Origin of the sequence: Planktothrix sp. FACHB-1355 (assembly GCF_014748295.1) — a bacterium.
In the GTDB taxonomy this organism is placed as follows: Bacteria; Cyanobacteriota; Cyanobacteriia; order Cyanobacteriales; family Aerosakkonemataceae; genus Aerosakkonema; species Aerosakkonema funiforme_A.
The window spans coordinates 1-20,046 of record NZ_JACJUP010000015.1; the positions used below are offsets into that span (position 1 = coordinate 1).

General features: G+C 49.8%; 7 protein-coding genes. All 7 read right to left on the reverse strand.

The genetic code is table 11. The features are described 5' to 3' along the window. Positions 1–533, reverse strand: a 533-nt coding sequence (locus H6S82_RS02145; protein ID WP_242056779.1) for a condensation domain-containing protein, incomplete at its 3' end; no start/stop codon positions are given. Positions 534–631: 98 nt separating this feature from the next. Then, complete coding sequence (locus H6S82_RS02150) at positions 632–1,753, reverse strand: kelch repeat-containing protein (RefSeq protein ID WP_191055996.1); 1,122 nt, start codon at positions 1,751–1,753, stop codon at positions 632–634. A 22-nt stretch (positions 1,754–1,775) separates the two neighbouring features. Further along, positions 1,776–2,816 carry a TauD/TfdA family dioxygenase gene (locus tag H6S82_RS02155; protein ID WP_191055997.1) on the reverse strand — a complete coding sequence of 347 codons (1,041 nt, stop codon included), beginning with the start codon at positions 2,814–2,816 and terminating at the stop codon, positions 1,776–1,778. A gap of 42 nt (positions 2,817–2,858) precedes the next feature. Then, the gene (locus tag H6S82_RS02160) at positions 2,859–13,940 is read right to left on the reverse strand and encodes a non-ribosomal peptide synthetase (protein ID WP_191055998.1); all 11,082 of its coding nucleotides are present in this window, start codon (positions 13,938–13,940) and stop codon (positions 2,859–2,861) included. 371 nt (positions 13,941–14,311) lie between these two features. Further along, positions 14,312–17,209 carry a carboxypeptidase-like regulatory domain-containing protein gene (locus H6S82_RS02165; RefSeq protein ID WP_191055999.1) on the reverse strand — a complete coding sequence of 966 codons (2,898 nt, stop codon included), beginning with the start codon at positions 17,207–17,209 and terminating at the stop codon, positions 14,312–14,314. Positions 17,210–17,492: 283 nt separating this feature from the next. Beyond that, on the reverse strand, positions 17,493–18,590 hold the full coding sequence (locus H6S82_RS02170) for a hypothetical protein (protein ID WP_191056000.1): 1,098 nt from the start codon (positions 18,588–18,590) through the stop codon (positions 17,493–17,495). Positions 18,591–18,789: 199 nt separating this feature from the next. Beyond that, on the reverse strand, positions 18,790–20,046 hold a 1,257-nt coding region (locus H6S82_RS02175), incomplete at its 5' end, for a thioesterase domain-containing protein (RefSeq protein ID WP_242056780.1).

The following is a 20,046-nucleotide window of genomic DNA, read 5'->3' on the forward strand; positions in this document are numbered from 1 at the left end:
GCGGCAGGCAGCGAGGGGACGCCGTCGCCGCGACAAAAGCTTTCATAACAGAGAAAAACCTCGCGCAGCAGAATCGGAACCGACCAGCCGTCGAGCAGCAGATGATGATGCGTCCAGATCAGATGATGACGCGCCCCGCCGAGCCGTATGATTTTCACCCGCATCAGCGGCGCACGCCCCAGTTCGAAAGGATTTTCACGGTCTGCTTTCTGTAATTCGGTTAAATCGTTTTTTTGTGTTTCTTCGTCTTTTCCAGTCCAATCCAGTATTTCGAACGGCAGCTTCACTTTTTTTCCGACAACCTGAAGTAATTTATCCTGACTGGCTCCGGCAAAGGCTGTTCGCAGGATCGAATGACGATCCACTATTTGCTGGCAGGCGGCAATGAAATTCCGGGTTGACAAATCTCCTTCCATTTCACAGTTCAGCTGCTCGATATAAACGCCTGATTCCGGAGCTAGCTGGCTGTGAAAAAACATTCCCTGCTGCATCGGTGAAAGTGGGTAAACCGCTTCGATGTTGCCGTTTTTCATTGGTTTCAGATTTTCAAAGATTACAAAAAAAATTTGTCGAAAGCCCGTTTTCGGGTAAACTACGGCTCAATTTAAGCCCCGGAAACCCGCGACGATCCTCAAGGCTGGGTTGTTTCGAGAAGAAATGCCCTGCCGTTCGCTTTTATCGAGCGGTCATATCCGTCGATTATCAAAATTCGGTTGTTATCCAGCAAAGTGACCGTTGTGTAGTAATTGGAGCTGCCGGTCTTTTCTTCAAGCCCGGAGAATTTTCCGGTTTTCGGATCGAAAATCTCGATCAGCTCGTTGCCGCCGGCTACAACAACGCGTCCGTCGGGGAGTTTAACGAGAGCCGTGGCGATCTTGAATCGCTTGACGTTCATTTCACTTATGGTTTTGAATTTACCGGAGCGGACATCATATATTTCAGCGCTCGCAATTTGCCCGTTCCAATCGCGGTCATCGGAACCGCCGACAACCAGAACGCTGCCGTCATCCAGCAGCACGGCGGAATGTTTATAACGCGGGACGGCGAGCTGACCGGCGTTTCTAAAAGCGCCGGTTTGCGGATCGAAAATTTCCGCTGCCCCGGTGACCTCGCGCCCGGAACCGCCCGTCAACAGCACCTCGCCGTTTTTCAAAAGCGTCGCCGTATGGGCGAATCTGCCGGTATTCAAATTTCCCGTGGCGGTGAATTTCCGCGTTTTCGGATCGTATATTTCGGCGTCTTTTTCGCCGTTTTCGCTGCCCGCCACCAAAACTCTGCCGTCGTCGAGCAGCGTCGCCGTATGCCCGCCGCGAGCGATTTTCAAATTTCCCGTAATTTCGAATTGATTGGTTTGCGGGTCGAAAATTTCGGCTGTCGCCGACGGTTTCCGGTTCGTGTAGCCACCGGCGAGCAACACGGTCCCGTCCTTTAATAATACCGCCGAATGCCCGACCCTCGGATATTTCATAGCGGGAGCGGGATAAAATTTTCCGGTTTTCGGATCGAAGATTTCGACATTGTCCAAAGCGGTTTCGGCGTTGTTCATTCCACCGGCGATTAAAACGCGTCCGTCGTTGAGCCGGGTCGCGGTATGAACCGAACGAATCGTGTTGAGCGGTCCGAGCGTTTTCAATTTCCCGAAACTCGCCGAAGCGTTCGTTTTGTCGTCTTTTCCGACCAAGTTCGCCTGACAGCCGCTCCAACTAATTAAAAAAGAACCCAAACAAAAATAAATTATCGTGCCGATTAACATTTTTTACCTCATAAAATTCATTTTAGTCTTTAGACGCATCAACCGGTGTTCTACTTCCCGAATTAAAAAGCTCGCTCATCGCCACGACGATCCTTCGCCGCCCCGTGAAGGGGTTGCGCGCGTGACAGGTTAAAATGTTATCGACCAGCAAAACATCGCCCTTTTCCCATTTGAATTGAATTTGACAGCTTCCGTAAACGTCTCGAATTTCATGAAGGATCGATTCCGAAATTTCGGAACCGTCGCCGAAATACGCGTTTCTGGTCAAAGCCCCGGCGGGCGTGGTTTCCAGCAGATCTCTTTTCAGGCTTTCGTTCAAACTCGAAACATGAAACAAATGAGCCTGATTAAACCAAACATTTTCGTTTGTTTGGGGATGTCTGATCGTCGCCGGTCTGATCTGGCGTGTCTGCAGCCCGCCATTACTTTTCCACTCGAAATCGATTTCCGCTTCCCGGCAATATTTTTCGACCTCGGCGCGTGATTCGGTTTGAAAAGCCGTTCGCCAGTCGAGATCGATACCGGTCGTAAAATTCCGGCAATACAAGACCTTTTTTTCGTTGAAAAGCCGGACGAGTTCCGGTTCAAGCCGGCTGAACACGCGCCGGCTGTCGGCAATCGGCGTTTCACCGCCGGTTTCCGGCGGCACCAGACAGCAAAACCATAATTTCAAGGGAAATTGATGCGAATAAGAGTTTTCATTGTGGAGCGGAATATATTGATCCGACGGGTATTCGGTCGCCGTATAAACATGATCGGAAACAGCCGTTCGCGGGGTCGAACGCTCCTTGTAAGACAAAAGCGAAGGATCGAAAGATTTGACGACCTTTTCGAAATGCTCGACCTCGAAGATATCGAAGCCGCGAAAAAGAATCGCGCCGAAGTTTTTCAAATCGCTTTCGATTTTATTTTTTTCCCTGGCGATCCACTGATTCAGCGCCAAACCGGGAACTTTCGGAATAACGACCAGCGGAAGTTCACCCGTGGAAAAAAATTCTTTTTTGACCAGCTCAGTTTGCTCGAGATTTAGCGCGGTCGGTTTTTTTTTCAATTCAAATTTCATATCAAATCAAACGCGGCGAATCCGCCGGGCGGCGGGCGGCGGCTAAATCTCGAATTCGACCTCCGCCAGAATCTCATCGAGTTCCGCCTGATCCAGCCCCTTTATCAATTCGGTGTTTTTATCTGCCTCGACGCCGCCGAAAATGTCGTCTTTCAGTCGAACGAAACGGCGCAGTTTTTTAACGAACAGATCGAGTAAAGACCGCATTCCGGCAACCTCGTACCGCCGACGGCTGAAGGTCAGGCTCGTTTCCAGCTTTCCGCCCACGACGACCAGATTCACGTCGAGTTCATACTGCCTTCGATTACCCCCGAGAATCGATCCGGCAGCACTTTCGAGAGCCAGTTTCCATGATTCGTTATTCGATTCGGTGGTTCTGATTTGACCGAGATAATTGAAACTGACTTTCGGCTGCCATTCCTTTTTCAGAAATTCCCGCTCGGATTCCTGCCCGAAATATCTCAACCGTCGAAAATAAAGCCCGTTATCTAAACAGCGGTTGATCGTTTCATCGGCGGCTGCCACCTGTACGAGCAAATCGGGGCTTTCGACAGCCTCAAGCAAAACGGGTGTGACCGTCGTGAACCATCCGACGGTCGCCGTGACGTCAATCGCTTCGATTTCGTCCCGCCCGTGTCCTTCGACGGCAACGAGTATTTTATCGGTATCGTTCCATTCGCGAACTGCCTGCAGCCAGGCAATTAAAAGAATGTTCGTGATTTGCGAATCGAACGCCGTCGGAATTTCGTTAATCAGGATTTTGGTTTCCGGAGCATCCAACCTGCACGTGAGACGCTCGGCAAATTGCTCGGTGTTTTCACCCGCCGGATAATCGGGATTCCAAAAAACGCGGCTGCTGCCGGCATTGTTTAACCAGAAACTTCCTTTTTCGAGGGCTTGCCGGTAATCGAAATCCCGGCTGATCGCTGTGCTCCATTGCCGGAAGGAACAGGTTTTTTCGCCCGGCTTCGTTTTTTCTTCACCGGTTTCCGCCTGATACAGCTTGGCAAGGTGCTCGCCGATGATTCGCCACGAAACGCCGTCCACGACCAGATGATGTGCCGTCAACAATAATCGCCAGCCTTCATCCTCGCCCCAATTTATTAGTCTGACGACAAAAACCGGACCGTTTTCGACCGAGATCAGGCTTCTCGTTTGATCGACGATTTCATTTAACGCCAGCTGTTTGTCGTTGTGCGAAATGCTAGTTAAATCCTTGATGTCGAAAGTTTTCGCGGTTTCGTGTTCAAGTATTGTCTGCTCGTAAGAAACGCCGGATTTCAGAAAACGCGAGCGTAAGACATCATGATGCCGGAGCAGCAATTCGACGCACCGTCTCATTTTTTCCGGTTCGATTGATTTGCCGACGTTAATTAGAACCGCCTGGCTGTAGTTATTGGGGTCTTCCAGCTCGCGTTCAAAGAAATCTATCTGAATCGGCGACAGCGGAACCGTCCCGACCAGTATTCCCTGTTCAGCATGGGTTTTTTGTTTGTAATCGGTAAAGGGCGCAAGCTCGGCAATCGTCTGGTATTTAAAGAGCTGGCGCGGGTTGAAGTTCAGCCCCTGTTCGCGGGCTTTGACGACGATCTGGATGCTGATAATCGAATCGCCGCCGAGCGCAAAGAAATTGTCGTTGATCCCGACTTTTTCCAGACCGAGCACCTCCGCCCAAACGCGGCTCAGTTTCTCCTCGACCTCGCTGACCGGTTTTTCGAAATCGCTGCCCAGTTCGAGCGAGCTTTTTTCTGGTTCGGGCAGCCCCCGGCGATCCAGCTTTCCGTTCGAGTTGAGCGGCAGTTTTTCGAGCATCACGAAGACCGAGGGAATCATGTAATGCGGAAGTTTTTTTCCCAAATGCTCGCGCAAATCGCCAACGGTGATATTTATTCCCGTTCGCGGAACCAGATAAGCCGCCAGTTTTTCTTCATCGCCGGTGGTTTTCGACAGAATCACCGCCGTCTCTTCGACCGCCGCTGATTCCAGAATAACCTTCTCGATTTCGCCCGGCTCGATTCTGTACCCTCTCAATTTCACCTGGTTGTCGAGACGACCTCGAAATTCGAGCAATCCCCGGTTATTGTATCTGCCCGAATCTCCGGTTTTATACATTCGCGCTCCGATTCGGCTCGAAAACGGGTCGGGCACAAAACGTTCAGCCGTCTCGGAAGGCTTGCCGCAGTAACCTCTTCCGACCGCCTCGCCGCCGATATGTATTTCGCCGAAGCAGCCGGTCGGAACCGGCATACCGTATCTGTCCAGAATGTAAACGCAATTGTTCGCATTCGGCTGTCCGATCGGCACTGTCGCCTCGGCAAATGTTTCCGGGCAGTCCCAAAACGTCACGTCGATCGAGGTTTCGGTCGGTCCGTACTGGTTAAAAATCCCCGCCCCCACCTTCTGACGGCATTTTTCGATGAGCGCCAGGGTCAGCGCCTCGCCGCCGCAAAAGATTTTTTTCAAACTAGTGCATTTTTCCGCGTCGTCGCTGTCGAGAAACAACCGCAGCTGCGAAGGTACGAAATGAGCGACCGTCACCTTGCAATCGTCGATCACCTTCGCCACCGAATCAAAATCCCGCCCGGCGTCAGGTTCGGGAATAACCAGCGTCGCTCCCGCCGCCAGAGTTCCGAAAATTTCCCAGTTCGAAAAATCGAATCCGAAAGACGACATCTGCAGAATTTTGTCGTTTTCATCAAGACCGTAATGATTCTGCATCCAGAGCAGTCGATTGCCGACGCCCCGGTGAATGTTCATCGCACCTTTCGGCACGCCGGTCGAGCCGGACGTGTAAATGATGTAGAACAAATTTTCCGGAACAGCCGCGGAATGCGGTCGCTCCGGCGAATGACCTTCGATGTCGCCCGCCGTTTCATCGAGATCGATTATCCGGTCCCTTCGATCGGCAAAAATTCCGTTAAATTTCGAGGTGGTCAGCAGTATTTCCGATTTCGAATCGTCGAGCATGAATTTGAGTCTTTCAGCCGGATATTCCGGATCGAGCGGGACATACGCCGCGCCGGTTTTAACGACGCCCAGAACCGCGATGACCATATCGAGCGAACGATCCAGGCAGACTCCGACCGTCGTTTCGACACCGATTCCTTTGCTTCGTAAATAATTGGCGAGCCGGTTCGCTTTTTCCTCCAGCTCGCCGTAGGAAAGGCTTTCGCCGCGAAAAACCACCGCCTGCCGATGCGGATTGAGGTCGGATTGTTTTTCAAAATACTGATGTACCAAGAACCGATTTTCAATGTCATCCGACTGATTTTGCGCATACTTCGAAAAATTTTGCGCGAGTTCTGTTTCCGAAACGAGCGGCAGGCGGCTGATGCTGAGCCCCTCATATTTGATAATCGAATCCAAAAGCGTCTGAAAACTCGACAGCATCCGTTCAATCGTCACGGGGTCGAACAGCGCGGTGTTATATTCGACAACACCCGAAATTCCCTTGTCGCCTTCCGAAAGGATCAGTGAGATATCGAATTTCGTCAGATTGTTTTCGACTGCCATTTGCTCGAGATGCAGCCCTGCTTTTGAGAGAATATTCGTCGAACGGGCGATTTCTTCGGGGTTCTCGTAAAAATTCAGCCAGTTGAACATCACTTCGAACAGCGGAACGCGGCTCAGATCGCGGGTCGGTTTAAGCGCGCTGACCAGTGTTTCGAAAGGCAAATCCTGGTGCGCATAGGCTTCCAGACAAGTTTTCCGGACTTCCGCCAGCGCGTTCTCGAAAGACATCGCGCCGGATAAAAATGTACGAATTACCAAAGTGTTGACGAACATTCCGAGCAAACCTTCCGTCCCGTTGAGCGAACGCCCCGCCACGGGAATTCCGACCACGATTTCTTCCTGTTCGCCGTACCGCATAAAAAGCACCTTCCAGGCGGTCAGCATCAGCATAAACATCGTGACGCCGTTACGGCGACAGATCTTCTCCAGCCGGCGGGTCGTGGCAAGATCGACCTGAAAGTTTTTATGTTCGCCCTTATAGGTCAATTCGTCCGGCAGCGGGCGATCATAGGGCAGTTTTAACGAAGCCGGGTCGTTGCCGAGTTGGTTTTTCCAGTATTCGACCTGTTTCAATAATTCGGTTTGGTTCTCCTCACCGTTCTGCCAAACCGCGAAATCGGCGTATTGAAACGGAAGCTCGGGGAGTTCGGCGTGTTCTCCCGCGCTGACCGCCATATACAGAACTGCCAGCTCGCGCGTGAAAACCCCGATCGACCATCCGTCGCAAATGATATGATGAAGGCAGAACATCAAATAAAATTTGTCGTCCGTCAGCTTTACGACCAGATGACGGAAAAGCGGACCGATCGAGAGGTCGAAGGGTTTGCGAATCGCCTCTCTTAATAAATTCTCTGCCGCATTTTCCCGCTCGTCCGGATCGGATGAGGAAAGATCGGTAAAATTCAGTGTGACGTCTTCGAAGGGCTTGACGACCTGCTGTGGATGCCCGTCGTTTTCAACGATGACCGTTCGCAGCGATTCATGTCTTTGCACTAATCGGTTGATGGCTTCGGTCAGGGCTTCAAGATCGAGCCGACCTTTTATCTTAAAGCCGCTCGACATGTTGTAAGCCGGGTTTCCGGGTTCCAATTCATTCAAAAACCACAGCCGTTTCTGCGCATTTGCCAGCGGCAGGCTCGTTTCACTCGTCCGTTTCGGGATAAAATCGAGCGATTGACCCGGCGAATTGCCGGAAATTTCGTCCACCCTTGCTGCCAGCGCTCTGATTGTCGGCAGCTCGAATATTTCCCTTAATTCCGGATTGACGCCAAGCTCTCGCCGGACGCGGGTTATAATTTGAGTGGCGATCAACGAATGTCCGCCGACGGCGAAGAAATCCTCGTCGATCCCGAGTTCCGCTAAATTCAGTAGTTCGCACCAGATCGAATGAAGGACACGCTGCGAATGGGTTTCCGGGGGAGCGAAATTTCCCGTTTTGGCGGGCGCGGGGATTTCCAAATCGAGCAGTTTGCGGCGATCTATCTTTCCCGTTGCGGTCAACGGCAGGGTTTCAATTTCCAGCACGAGTTCCGGAATCATGTAATCGGGTAACTCCCTTCGCAGCCGCTGCCTGACAGCCTGCATTTCAACGGAGCTCTTCCCCGAAGGGACAACGAAACCGATCAACCGTGTGTTTTTCTCGTCAACCTTCCTGGCGACGACCGCCGACATTTCAATTTCCGGCAAATCGTTCAGTTTCGCTTCGATCTCGCCGATTTCCACCCTTTGACCGCGAATTTTTATCTGTAAATCCTTGCGACCGAGAAAAACGAGGCTGTAATCCGGCAAACGTTTTCCCAGATCGCCGGTTCGATAAAGGCGGGTTTCGGGATTCGTTTCGGAACGGCTAAAGGCTTGCGCGGTTAAATCCTCACGGTTCCAGTAACCGAGCGCGAGGCGTTCGCTCTCGATGGCGATTTCGCCGGTTCCGAAAATTCCCGACTCTTTTCCAGATTCGTCCAATAACAGAATTCGGGTATTTTCGACCGGATATCCGACCGGCACGGATCTTCTTTTCGGCTTTTGCCCGTGGGCGACGAAATACTGCAAAGCGAGAGTCGATTCGGTCGGACCGAGTCCATTTATGAGAACCGCGGTCTTTCCGAAAAATCGGTTGAAGATATCAATATCCGCATCGAACACTTCTTCGCCCCCGAGCACCACTTTTCGGACGCAATCGAGCGCCTCGCTTCCGGAAAGATTACCGGCGAACGTGCGAAACACCGTCGGGGTCGAATGATAAACGGTCACTCCGTTATTTTTGATAAAATTTTCCAAATCCCCGAAACCTTTTTTTCGCAGATCATACAGACAAAGCTCGGCTCCGTTCAGTAACGCTCCGAAAATGTCCATGACCGATGCGTCGAACCCATAAGAAGCCAGCAAAAGTATTTTATCCCGAGCCGTCAATTCCAGCGATTTCGAGTAGGTTCGAATGTGTTTCAAAACGTTTTGATGACTTTGAAAAATGCCCTTCGGTTTTCCGGTTGAACCTGAAGTGTAAAGAATATAAGCCGTTTGTTCGGGCGAGATCGAAACCGCGCGGCGATCTAAATTATAAGATTCAGACGAATTTTCGACGTTGATTATTTCGACTGCCCTGCCGTTTTCGCGCGAGCGGACAAGTTCGACGATTTTCCGGGCTTCGGTTTTGAATCCGCTTTCGGTTAACACACATTCGCACTGTGAATCGACCAAAATTTCGGCGAGCCTTTCCACCGGATGAAAAGCGTCCAGCGGCACGTAAAATCGTCCTGATTTCAGCGTTCCGAGAATCGCCGCGACCATCGCGGCATTATGACCGAAAAGCAAGCCGACGCCTTTCCCGACGTGGCTGCCGTTTTTTGGATCAACGAGCAATCCGGCGATTTTATCCGCCAGCCGTCCGAGCTGTTCGTAGGAAATTTTCTCTTCGCCGTGGTTCAAAGCCGTCGCCGATCCGTTGACTTGTTTTTCGAACTGCGCGGCGATATTCGGGGCAAATTCTTCGTCGGCGATTCGGGAATTGCCGGCGCTCCGATATTTTCGATGGCGCGTGTAAATTTGCTCCAATTCTTCGTCCGTGACGAGCCTCAACGAATCGATTTCGGCGTTGGGATTTTTCAGAATTTCGGCGAGCAGTTTTTGATAATGCGCCAAAATCTGCCTGATCGTCGAAGGACTGTAAAGCGCGGTGTTATAAACCAGATTGATAAACAATTTTTGGTCGGTTTCACCGGCATATATCGTCAGATCGAACTTCGACCATTGATCTTCGGGCAACACCCCGGTGATCGAAAGGTTTTCGAGTTCGATTTTTTCCTCCGGCAGGTTCAGCATATTGAAAACCATCTGCGCCAGCGGCGTCCGGCTCCGGTCGCGTTCGGGATTCAGCACCTCGATCAATTTTTCGAACGGAATGTTCTGATTAGCGTAGGCTTCGAGACAGGTTTCCCGAACATTCTGGAATATTTGGCGGAACGTCGGATTACCCGATAAATCCGTCCGCAGCACGAGTGTGTTCAGAAAAAAGCCTATCAAACCTTCGGTTTCCAACTGGTTTCTTCCGGCGATCGGCGTTCCGATAACGATGTCCGTCCGGCTGAGATATTTGTACAAAAGCAGCTTATAAGCGCCGAGCAGGAGCATAAAAAGCGTGACGCCTTCCTGACGGGCGAGTTTTTTCAGCGCGGCGGTCATTTCGAGGCTTAATTCGACCCTTTCCTGTGCGCCGGCGTATGTTTGCACCGGCGGGCGATCAAAATCGGTCGGAATTTCCAGAGCCGGCGGGAGATTTTGAAGTCGTTTTGTCCAGTATTGTAATTCGCCTTCAAAATCCGAGCCTTCCAGCCAGTTTCGCTGCCAAAGCGCATAATCGGCGTATTGAATGGGCAAATTCGGAAGCTCGACGGCTTTTCCGCCCCTCAGATGGCGGTAAAAATTCGCTATTTCGCGAGTCAGGATACCCATCGACCAACCATCGCAAACGATATGATGAATCGTGATGAGCAGATAATGCAGCTCACCGCCGAAACTTAAAAGGCGCGCCCGGATCAGTGCGTCCTTTTCCAGATCGAACGGCGTGTTGATTTCACGGTTGACATTTTCCCCGACGATGCCGTCTATCCCGGCATCCCCAGTTTCCGTGAAATTCACGTTTTTAAGCCTGATCGGACGTGTGGGATGAATTATCTGAATCGACTGACCCTCATCTTCGGCAAATGAGGTCCTGAGGGCTTCGTGTCGATCAATTACGGCGTTGATACTTTGCTCAAGAAGTTCGAAATCAGGATTTCCTTCAATCTTCAAAATTCCCGTCAGGTTGAAGATCGAATTTTTGTCCAGCATCCGGTCGATGAACAACAATCTTTCCTGGGAAAAGGACAACGGAATTTTGGCGGGTCTGACGGCTCGCGCGAGCTTCGGAACCGCGCTTGCTTCATTTCTCGCCAATTCTTTTTGGAGAAACGCGCTGAATTCCGCGACGGTCGCGTTTTGAAACAAAGACTGAAGGGGAATTTCGAGCCGGAAAATGGTGCGAATTCTGGAAATCAGCTGCGTGGCAATCAGCGAATGCCCGCCGAGTTCAAAAAAGTCCTGATTAATGCCGATATTTTCCTGCTCTAAAACTTCTTTCCAAACCTCGGCGACGGTTTGTTCGACCGGATTCCTGGCGGGTAAAAAACTTTCGAAGGCGACCAGTTTGGCATGTTTTTCGGCGCGCAGCCGTTGACGATCGATTTTTCCGCTCGCCAGCAACGGAAACTGCGAAACCTTGAAGAAAGCCGTCGGAATCATATATTCGGGAAGGTGTTTTTTCAGATGATTCCTCAGCTCCTGCGGAAGAATTTCGACATCTTTCGCCGTTTTAATGAAACCCGCGAGTTTTTTTTCGCCGCTCTCCTCTTCGAGCGCCAGCACGACGGCTTCCTGAATTTCGGTATGCTTTTTCAATTCGCGTTCGATTTCGCCGATTTCGACCCGGAGACCGCGAATTTTTACCTGCTGGTCGCTGCGCCCGAGAAATTCCAAACCACCGTCAGGCAGGTATTTTACAGAGTCCCCGGTTTTATACATCCGGCTGCCCGCCTGCCCGGAGAAAGGATTCGGAAGAAATTTTTCCGCCGTCAGATCGGAAGAATTAAGATAATTTCGCGCCAAACCGTAACCCGAAATGTAAAGTTCGCCGCCGACGCCGACCGGCACCGGCTGCAGCCAGCGGGGATCGATGACGAACACCTGAACGTTCGTCAGCGGCTGCCCGATTTGCGAGTTTCCGATGTTATTTTCCAGAATCCGGTCGCGGGTCGTGATAAAAACGGTTGCGGAAACCGTCGTCTCGGTCGGTCCGTAGGAGCTTAGAAATAATGCGTTTGATTCGGCGAGCCGCGCCCATTGTCTGAGTTTTTCGACCGACAAACGATCTCCGCCGGTCAAAAAGATTTTAATTCCGGAATCGATTTTTAACCCTCGTGTTTCGATTTCATCCAGCCACTGATGCCAGTAACCGGCAGGAAAATCGATGACCGAAACCCTTTTCTCCAGACAGTATTCGAGTATTTCAAGATTGGAAAGCTCCGTCACTTTGCGGTTCAAAACCACACCGCCGCCGGCAAGCAGCGGCGGGTAAATTTGGATCGCCGAAGCATCGAAACTCAACGGGGCGAATTGCAGCATCCGGTGGTTTTCGTGCAATCCGAGTTTCCGGATAATATCGAGCGTAAAATTCGCAATTCCTTTATGTTCCGCTATGACACCTTTCGGGTTTCCGGTCGAGCCCGACGTGTAAATAATATAGGCTTCATTTTCCGGCTCGACTTCGACATTCGGGTTGGCAGCGGATTGCTTCTCAAGAAGTCTTTCGTCACGACCGACGACGAATTGATGAAGCCCCTCGGCTGGAAGCGAACCGAGCAGTTCGCGTTCGGTAACGATCGCCGCCAGCTTCGAATCCTCGACCATAAACTTCAGCCTTTCAAACGGCGTGTCCGGATTTAAAGGAACATACACGCCGCCCGCTTTGAGCACCGCCAGCATCGCGCCGATCATCTGCCAGCAGCGGTTCAGACAAATTCCCACCCGTGTTTCGGCAACCACGCCGCGTGCGATCAGGAAATGCGCCAACCGGTTAGCAAAACCGTTCAGCTCCGCAAAGCTGATCTCTTCGTTTTCGGTCGCGACCGCAATATTTCGCGGTCTTGATTCAACTTGTTTTTCGAAGATTTTATGCAGGAAATGCTCCTCGTCCGAAAGCCTTATCGTTTCAGATTCGCCGCCCGTCAGTTGTTTCTCTTCCGCATTTGAGATCAATTTGATTCTGCTTAACGTTCGCGGTTCTTCGCAGGCGATGGAAGTCAAAACCGAAGACCAGTTTTCGAGCAGACAGGCAGCGGTTTCGTGATCGAAGCGGCTCGTGTTATATGACAAAAGCAGTGTCATTTCCTTTCCCGGAACGCCTACCGCCGTCAGCGGATAATTGGTTTGTTCGTTCAAAAAAGCATTCTCGATGCTGATTCCGAGTTTCGAGGACTGTCCGGCATCCGTAAAAGGAAAATTTTCAAAAACGAGAATCGTCTCGAACAACGGCGTGCCGCGCGGAATCCGGCTCCATCCCTGCACGTCCACCAGCGAACTGTAGGAAAACTGTTCAAGTTCACCCTGCTGTTTCTGGATTTCCTGAAGCCAGTCGAGCGTCATGGTTGGCGGCTTTACTTCGACACAAAACGGCAGCGTGTTGATAAACAGCCCCACCATTTCATCGGAATTTGGTATGTCGGTCGGTCTCCCGTTTATCGTCACCCCGAAAACAACCTTTTCGTCACCGCTGTAGCGACTTAAAAGGTAAGCCCACGCACCCTGCGTCAGGGTATTAAGCGTCAATCGGTTTTCTCGGCAGAATTGTTTGATGAGATTCGTCGTTTTGATGTCGAGCGTTTTTTTGATTTCGACAAAAGCCTGCGGCTGCGTTTCGAAAACCGCCGTATTTTTTTGAACCGCCAGCCGGGACGGGTGGGTGATTCGTTTCAACTTATTTTCCCAGTAGTCTTTAGCCGGAATCTTATCCTGTTCGTTAATCCATTTGATGTATTCGCGGTATGGCGTTTCTGGCGGCAAGTCAATTTCAATTCCCTGAAGTTTCGCTTCGTAGATGGCAAAAATTTCCTTCAGAATAATCGTCAAAGACCAGCCATCCAGCAAAATGTGGTGATGACTCCAGATTAAAAACCAGTTTTCCGCCCCCGTTTTAATCAACGTTATGCGCATCAGCGGCGCTTTTGCGAGATCGATTCCGCGAACCTTATCGGCGGTTAGAAACTCGTCAAGCTTGTGTTTTTGCACGGACTCCGAAAATTCTTCGAAGTTCAGCAGCTCGATTTCGAAATCGACTTCCCTTTGCACGACCTGCAGCATTTTATCCAAACCTTCCCAGACGAATGCCGTTCTTAAAACACCGTGTCTTCGAACAACCGTCCGCCATGCATTCTGAAAGACCTCAACATCCAAAACTCCTTTCAAATCACAGCACAGCTGCTGGAAATACGATTTGGAATCGGGCGAGAGCAAACTATGAAATTGCATTCCCGCCTGTAATGGGGACAGGTTATAAACAGCCTCGATATAATTTCTGTTCATCTTTTCTTATTTGAAGAAACGGGTGAAATTTATTTGTTCGTGGAACGGGACGTGAAACGCATTTTCGGGTTTCACTTCTCGAAGTGTGTTTGAATTTTTGAAACGAAACGGCGGGCGAGAGGGGAGAATCCCGAACAAACTCGGTGTTTGAAAATTCATTTTCCGGTCAGCCTCGCCGCCCTCTTAAGAGGCTTGCGGAATATCATCGCCGCCTGCCTCCGCCGGATTAAGTTTTTAACCGGCGGCGAAGCCCCAATTTCGGATCAAACCGTTTTCAACCGGGCACAAAGCGCCGATGACCGTTTTTTTTTATTCGGTCGGAAACAATAATTTTTCGCCGACGGTTTCCGGCTGCAAGTTCGAACTCGAAACTAAAATCTGACGGCGATCGAAAAATTTACCCGCCGGTTGCTGTCGGCATTCGACGAACCGCCCTCGGTCGAGCTTGCCGTGGAAATACCGAATAAAGGCGAGGAAAGGTTGCCGATCGGAATCGCCGCATTGTTGCGGTTGAATAAATTCGTCACCGCGACCGACAACGTCATATTGTAGGGACGGTCTTTATTTTTCGCCCCTTCTCGCAATTTACCGGGACCGAAGGGAATGGATTTCGTCGCTCTCAGATTAAACACGAAAAATTCCGGTCCTCTTCCGTAATTCAGCGGGATGATCTTTTGATCCGGACCCGGGTTCAGGTCGAACGCCCCGTAGTTTGTCACGACGACTCCCGGTTTTGAAAGATCGGTAGCAAAAGCCGGACGTTCGGTAAACAAATTATCACCGTTCGTATCTCGCCCCGTGATGATGTTGAAAGGAATCCCCGAACGCGCCGAAATATATGGGCTCAGCCTGATACCCCAAAGGGTTTCAAGCGTGGCTCCGAAATTGAGCCGCAAGCGAACGTCATTGCTGGCGTACCCATAATCATCCGAGAAATCGTAACTCGAAATCGGGAAACTGCCGGCACCGTTGTTGTCGGCTTTTGATGAATTTAACGTAAACGTTGAAAAAATCGAGATTTTCGGATTCAAACGCGAAGTCAGATTGAAAATCAGCTGTTTTTGATTAAGAACCCCGCTCGATTCAAAAAGAAAAATATTTCCCCGATCCGGAAAAGGTCTGATTCCACTGTTGGGAATCGTCGGATCGAAGGTGTCCGGAAGCGGCGCGTTGATGTTTCTCGATCTGAGCAGATGGAGATAACGCGCCAAAATGAAGGTTGCCGAAAAAGTCGTTCTTCGGTTGAGCTGCCGTTCCACGCTCAGTGCCGTCTGGTATGAGTAGGAAGTTCTGAGATCGGCTGCCAACCGACGAATCGTTTCCGACTGCTGCGAATTGCCGAGGAGGTTCGTCGGCGGAATCAACGGATAAAAATCGAGAACTGTCGGATCGTTGGAGATGTAATTCTGCTGGCGAATCCCGTCAAACTGATTCGCCTGGAGAACATTGATCGGCAGAATCCGACCGTAGAAAATCCCGAAACCACCCCTGACGACCATTTTCGGACTTTGGGTGCCCTTCGCTCCGGGCGCCCAGGCAAACGAAAGCCGGGGAGCGAAGTTTGAGTTGCTCGAAACATTGGTTTGAATTTCGTACCGCAGACCGAGACCCAGATTCAGTGCCGGGCTGACGCGCCAGTCATACTGCGCGTAAACACCGATGTCGTGGTGTTTAACACTGCTGAGCGGATTTCCGACCGAAATCGAAAATTGAGTCGCCCCGCCGCCGCGTCTTCTGATCTCAGCCGGCGAAATTCCTAATTGACGCAAAAATAAGGTTCGTCGATACGCCTCGAGGCTGTTTATCAAAATCGGGATCGGCTGCCCGTCCGAACCCAAAATGATATTTCCCCCAGCGTCCAGCTGCGGTGCTACGCCCCCCTCGAATGTATAACTGCCGTTAAAATTAAATGGCGTATTATCCCTGATCCGCATATAGCGGTAAGTACCGCCGAATCTAAGCGCATTGGTACCGACCGTTGTCGTGATGTGATTTTGAACCTCCAGACGAACGGTTTTGGTATTCGAGTTTCCGACATCGGCACCGCCGCTCGTAAACGCCCCGAGCACGTTAATTGACGGCGTTGTTTCGAGGGGAGTGGATTTATTCGTATTATCGGTAAACTGCATCCGATATTGATAAACCGTTTTCGGGCTGATAATGGTGGTTCCCAAAATCCTGTAGATATGGTTGACGATGTTCGAGGTATAGCCGCGAGATTCCAATTCCTGCTGTCCGATTCCGACTCCCGTTGTTTCATTCGGAAGGTATTGGTAATTAAGCACGAGATCGGTGTTTTTACTAATCTTATAATCAACCCTGAACAAAGTGTAAAGCTCTCTTTCCGGGATTGCGGTTCCGCGGCTGATCGCTACCGGCACGAATTGATTGTTGAGGACGACGGCATTGACGACCGCATTACTGTCGAACGCCTCGCGCGAAGCCCCGATATAGAAGGATGCTTTTTTCTTTACCAGCGGTCCGCTTAACGAGCCGAAAATGTTTCTGACCTGAAACGGAGGTCTGTTGGATGAAAATGGATTCCGGCTGTTCAGACTCTCGTCCGAAAAATAAAATTCGCCTTCTCCGTGAAATTTTTCGGTCGTCGGCGAAAGACTCAAACTTACCCTACCGAAACCGATGCGGTCGTATTCCGCCGTGAAGGGGTTTTGGTTGATCCGGACTTCGGAAATTTGCCGTCTGTTGGGCAGCCTGACGCCCGCGCCGCTGAAGCCGTCGATTAGAAATTCCGCGCCGTCCGGTCCGACGCCGCCGGTCAACGCCGCTAAAACCGAAGCCAGATCTTCAGGATTATCCGGCAGAATATCGAGGTCTTTTCCTCTGAGGACGATACTGTTTGTGTTTCGGTCAGGTTCAGTGCCCAACCCCCCGTTTTCGCCGATCGTTACGGTCTCCTTTGTTTCGATGGTCAGAGAAACCTCGAAATTTTTATTTTGATTTCCGGTTAGCTCAACGTTTTCGTCCACGAAATCCTTAAACCCTTTGAACTTAACCGTCAGCTTGTAAGTCCCCGGCAGCAAATTTCTGAAAATAAAATTCCCCTGATTATCGGTTCTCACGGTTAATTCTCTATCACCGGTTTTATTCAGAATCACTTCCGCACCGGGGATCAAAGCCCCGTTCTGGTCTTTGACCAGTCCGAAAATTGTCCCGTCACGGCTTTGACCGAGATTGTTCACCGTCAGCAAAATTAAAATCAAACCCAGTAAATTTACCGAAAATATTGGCTTATTGATTTGGAAATTCATATATTTCTCCTAGGATTCTCATCCTTTCCCATTTATCGACGCTCACCATCCGAATCGCTCTTTTTCGGGGCGGCATTGGATGCGAAAGTTCCGGTAACGAAACGGTGAATCATGCCCGGTGCAAAGTTTGCCCATTCAAAACGGGTCGATCTTCTATTGTTAATAAAATTGGTGAGAAAATTGAGTGGTTTCAATTTCCGGAATTTTCGGAAATATTATTCAGATTCGGGACGTTTCCCTGAACTTTTTGTTAGTAAATTTGCGGTTTCAAAAAACCTGGTTTCTACAAACCGAGGAACAGATTATTGAGTCCTTCCGGCAATCCTAATTTGTAATTCGACTGATTTTTGCTCGATTGCAGACTTTTTTGGATCGGCTCTAAAAAGGGTTCGACGCCGGTAAGTAAATAAAGCGCTTTCACCGAGATCGGTTTTTCGGCAGCCAGAGAGCTTAAAAGCACCATATCTCCGACCTTTATTCCGGATAAATTCGCGGGCGGCATATTTTTGATCTGCTGGCTGATGTCGTCGGGCAATTCCGAGGTTTTATTTTTTAGATTCTGGTTGATTAATTCGGCAAAATTCTTGCTGAGACTGCGGGTGTAGGTGTCGGCATTCAACACTACCGTCATTACCTGTCCTGAAACAAGTTCCTTGATTTTTAATTGTTGAGAATTTTGGTCAATCTCCGTAACGGTTCCGGAATACAATTGGAAGGAACCGATTAATATTTCTCGAACTTCCCGCACGCCGTCGCCTTTGTCGACAACCAGGGCTCTGAATAAATCATTCGGCTTGATTTTTTCAAGCGTGATTTGGACGGCATCCCTGTAAGCGACCGAATCGTTCGAAAATCTCCTGATCTGCGAAGCGTCACTGAAATTCAGACTGATGGTTTCAGATTTTTCCTTCTGCCTGATCTTGACGGTCGCCTGTTTTCCCGCCGGATCAACGGCAATAATCTCCCCGATGATGCCGTTTTTCAACCATTCTTCCCGGCTTTTTGCGGAAATTTCGTTCAAATCCTTCGCCGAAACTATAATGACCTGAATCGCCTCGACGGTTTTCGCTGCCTCATCAATTTTCCCCAGTGCCAGCAGTTTATCACCTTCATCCAGGTCGTTCGGGGTAATGGCAACTGCTTTTTCTAAATTAAGTGCTCCCGGCGGAATTTTTTTGAAACTGGTGTTAGCTGTGAAGGTTACCACAAACTCTTTACGATTTCCAGCGTTTATTTTAATTTGCGAACCCTGGAGATCAATTTTTACTATTTCCCCGTTTATCGACTTCGGCGATTTCGTCGCTTCGGTTTGTCCGTGGACTGCCGGCAAACCAAAAATAAAGAACAAAATCACCATCACAAACATTTTATTTTTTTTCATTTGAACCTCCGAAATACTTCTATAACTAAAAATTAGATCAACCCGTCGGTTTTTCCATCCGGCAATCGTCTCAACCGCTTACTCATCCGGAATACGACCGCTCTTCAAAACCCCGCATTTTTTTACTCCGCACTGTTTAATCACCCTTTTTACAAATGCGGCATCAAACCCGAAAACTCCCGACACCGGAAATCATCCTTTATTTGTAAAATATTTTCGCCACTTCGCTTAAACTCGGTTCTCTGAGAATCGTGTGATGCGATGCGTTTGAAACGAACGACGTAAAGTTCCCGGAAGTCATTTTTTTCCAGTAATTTTTCCATTTCTTTTCAGTTCCGGAACCAGCCTCCCCGGCTTTGATATATAAAATATCCGCCTTGATTCTTTCGGGTTTATAAAACCGCTGGGCAAGCGCATTGATTTTGTAAGTCGCCCAGAGTTTATGCAAAAAACTCAAATCCTTCATGAAAACCGGCAAATCAGAATTTTTGGCAAGATTAAAGGCATGGTCGGGAAGATTCAAATTTTTGGATTTTCGTTTATCCTCGACCAACCGTTCGATTTCCTCCTGTGAAAGACCGACCTCCCTTGCGAAATTCAGAAATAAGACCTCCTCTTCATTCCACCCTGAAACTAATTTTTTCCAGCGCGAAATTATCACGCTGCGCGGCGGCATTGTGTCGATCATAATAAGTTTTTCGATCCCGCGACCCGATTTTTCAAGCTGCCGAACCATCTCAAAGGCGATCAACCCGCCCAACGACCAGCCCGAAATATTCAACGCCGGATTTCCGTCGAACCCCTCCAACTCCGTTATATATTGCGCCGCCATTTCCTCGATCCGCGCCGATTCGGCAGTATTTTCTTGAATCAGATTTTTCGATTGAATGGCATAAACCGCGTATCGTTCTTCTAATCGTTCGGCTAATTCAATGTAACTCCAAACGCTTCCCGTCGCCGGATGAACTAAGATCAAAGCCGGATTTTCCGCGTTTTTCGTTAATTTGTGAAGTATTCCGTTCGATGATTCCGAATTTTCCCTCTCTACGAAATTCGCTAATTTTTCGATGGTTTGAAGATTGAAAATCATCGAGACTGGAACTTTTTTTCCCGTTTGTCTTTCAATCTCGTAACTCAATTCGACGGCTTTCAACGAATAACCGCCGAGTTCGAAAAAATTATCTTTAATCCCGATCCCTTGTTTACCAAGCAGTTGTTCGAAAATCTGCGTGATTTTCGCCTCCACTTCACCGGTTGGGGCTTGATAATCGCTCGAGATCGGTTTGCTTTCAAGCGATCTCAGTTCGAGCGCCCGCCGGTCGATCTTGCCGCTCGTCGTCTGCGGCAGCTCGCCCACCTCTTCGATCTCTCCCGGCACCATATACCACGGCAACTCTTCGCGCACCCGCCTCCACAACCGCTCCTTCAAATCCGCTCCCGCCTCTTCGCCCCCCAC

Coding starts and splice junctions, on each gene's coding strand:
- H6S82_RS02170 (WP_191056000.1), bottom strand. CDS start 18,590: ATGAAAAAAAATAAAATGTTTGTGATGGTGATTTTGTTCTTTATTTTT.
- H6S82_RS02160 (WP_191055998.1), bottom strand. CDS start 13,940: ATGAACAGAAATTATATCGAGGCTGTTTATAACCTGTCCCCATTACAG.
- H6S82_RS02165 (WP_191055999.1), bottom strand. CDS start 17,209: ATGAATTTCCAAATCAATAAGCCAATATTTTCGGTAAATTTACTGGGT.
- H6S82_RS02150 (WP_191055996.1), bottom strand. CDS start 1,753: ATGTTAATCGGCACGATAATTTATTTTTGTTTGGGTTCTTTTTTAATT.
- H6S82_RS02155 (WP_191055997.1), bottom strand. CDS start 2,816: ATGAAATTTGAATTGAAAAAAAAACCGACCGCGCTAAATCTCGAGCAA.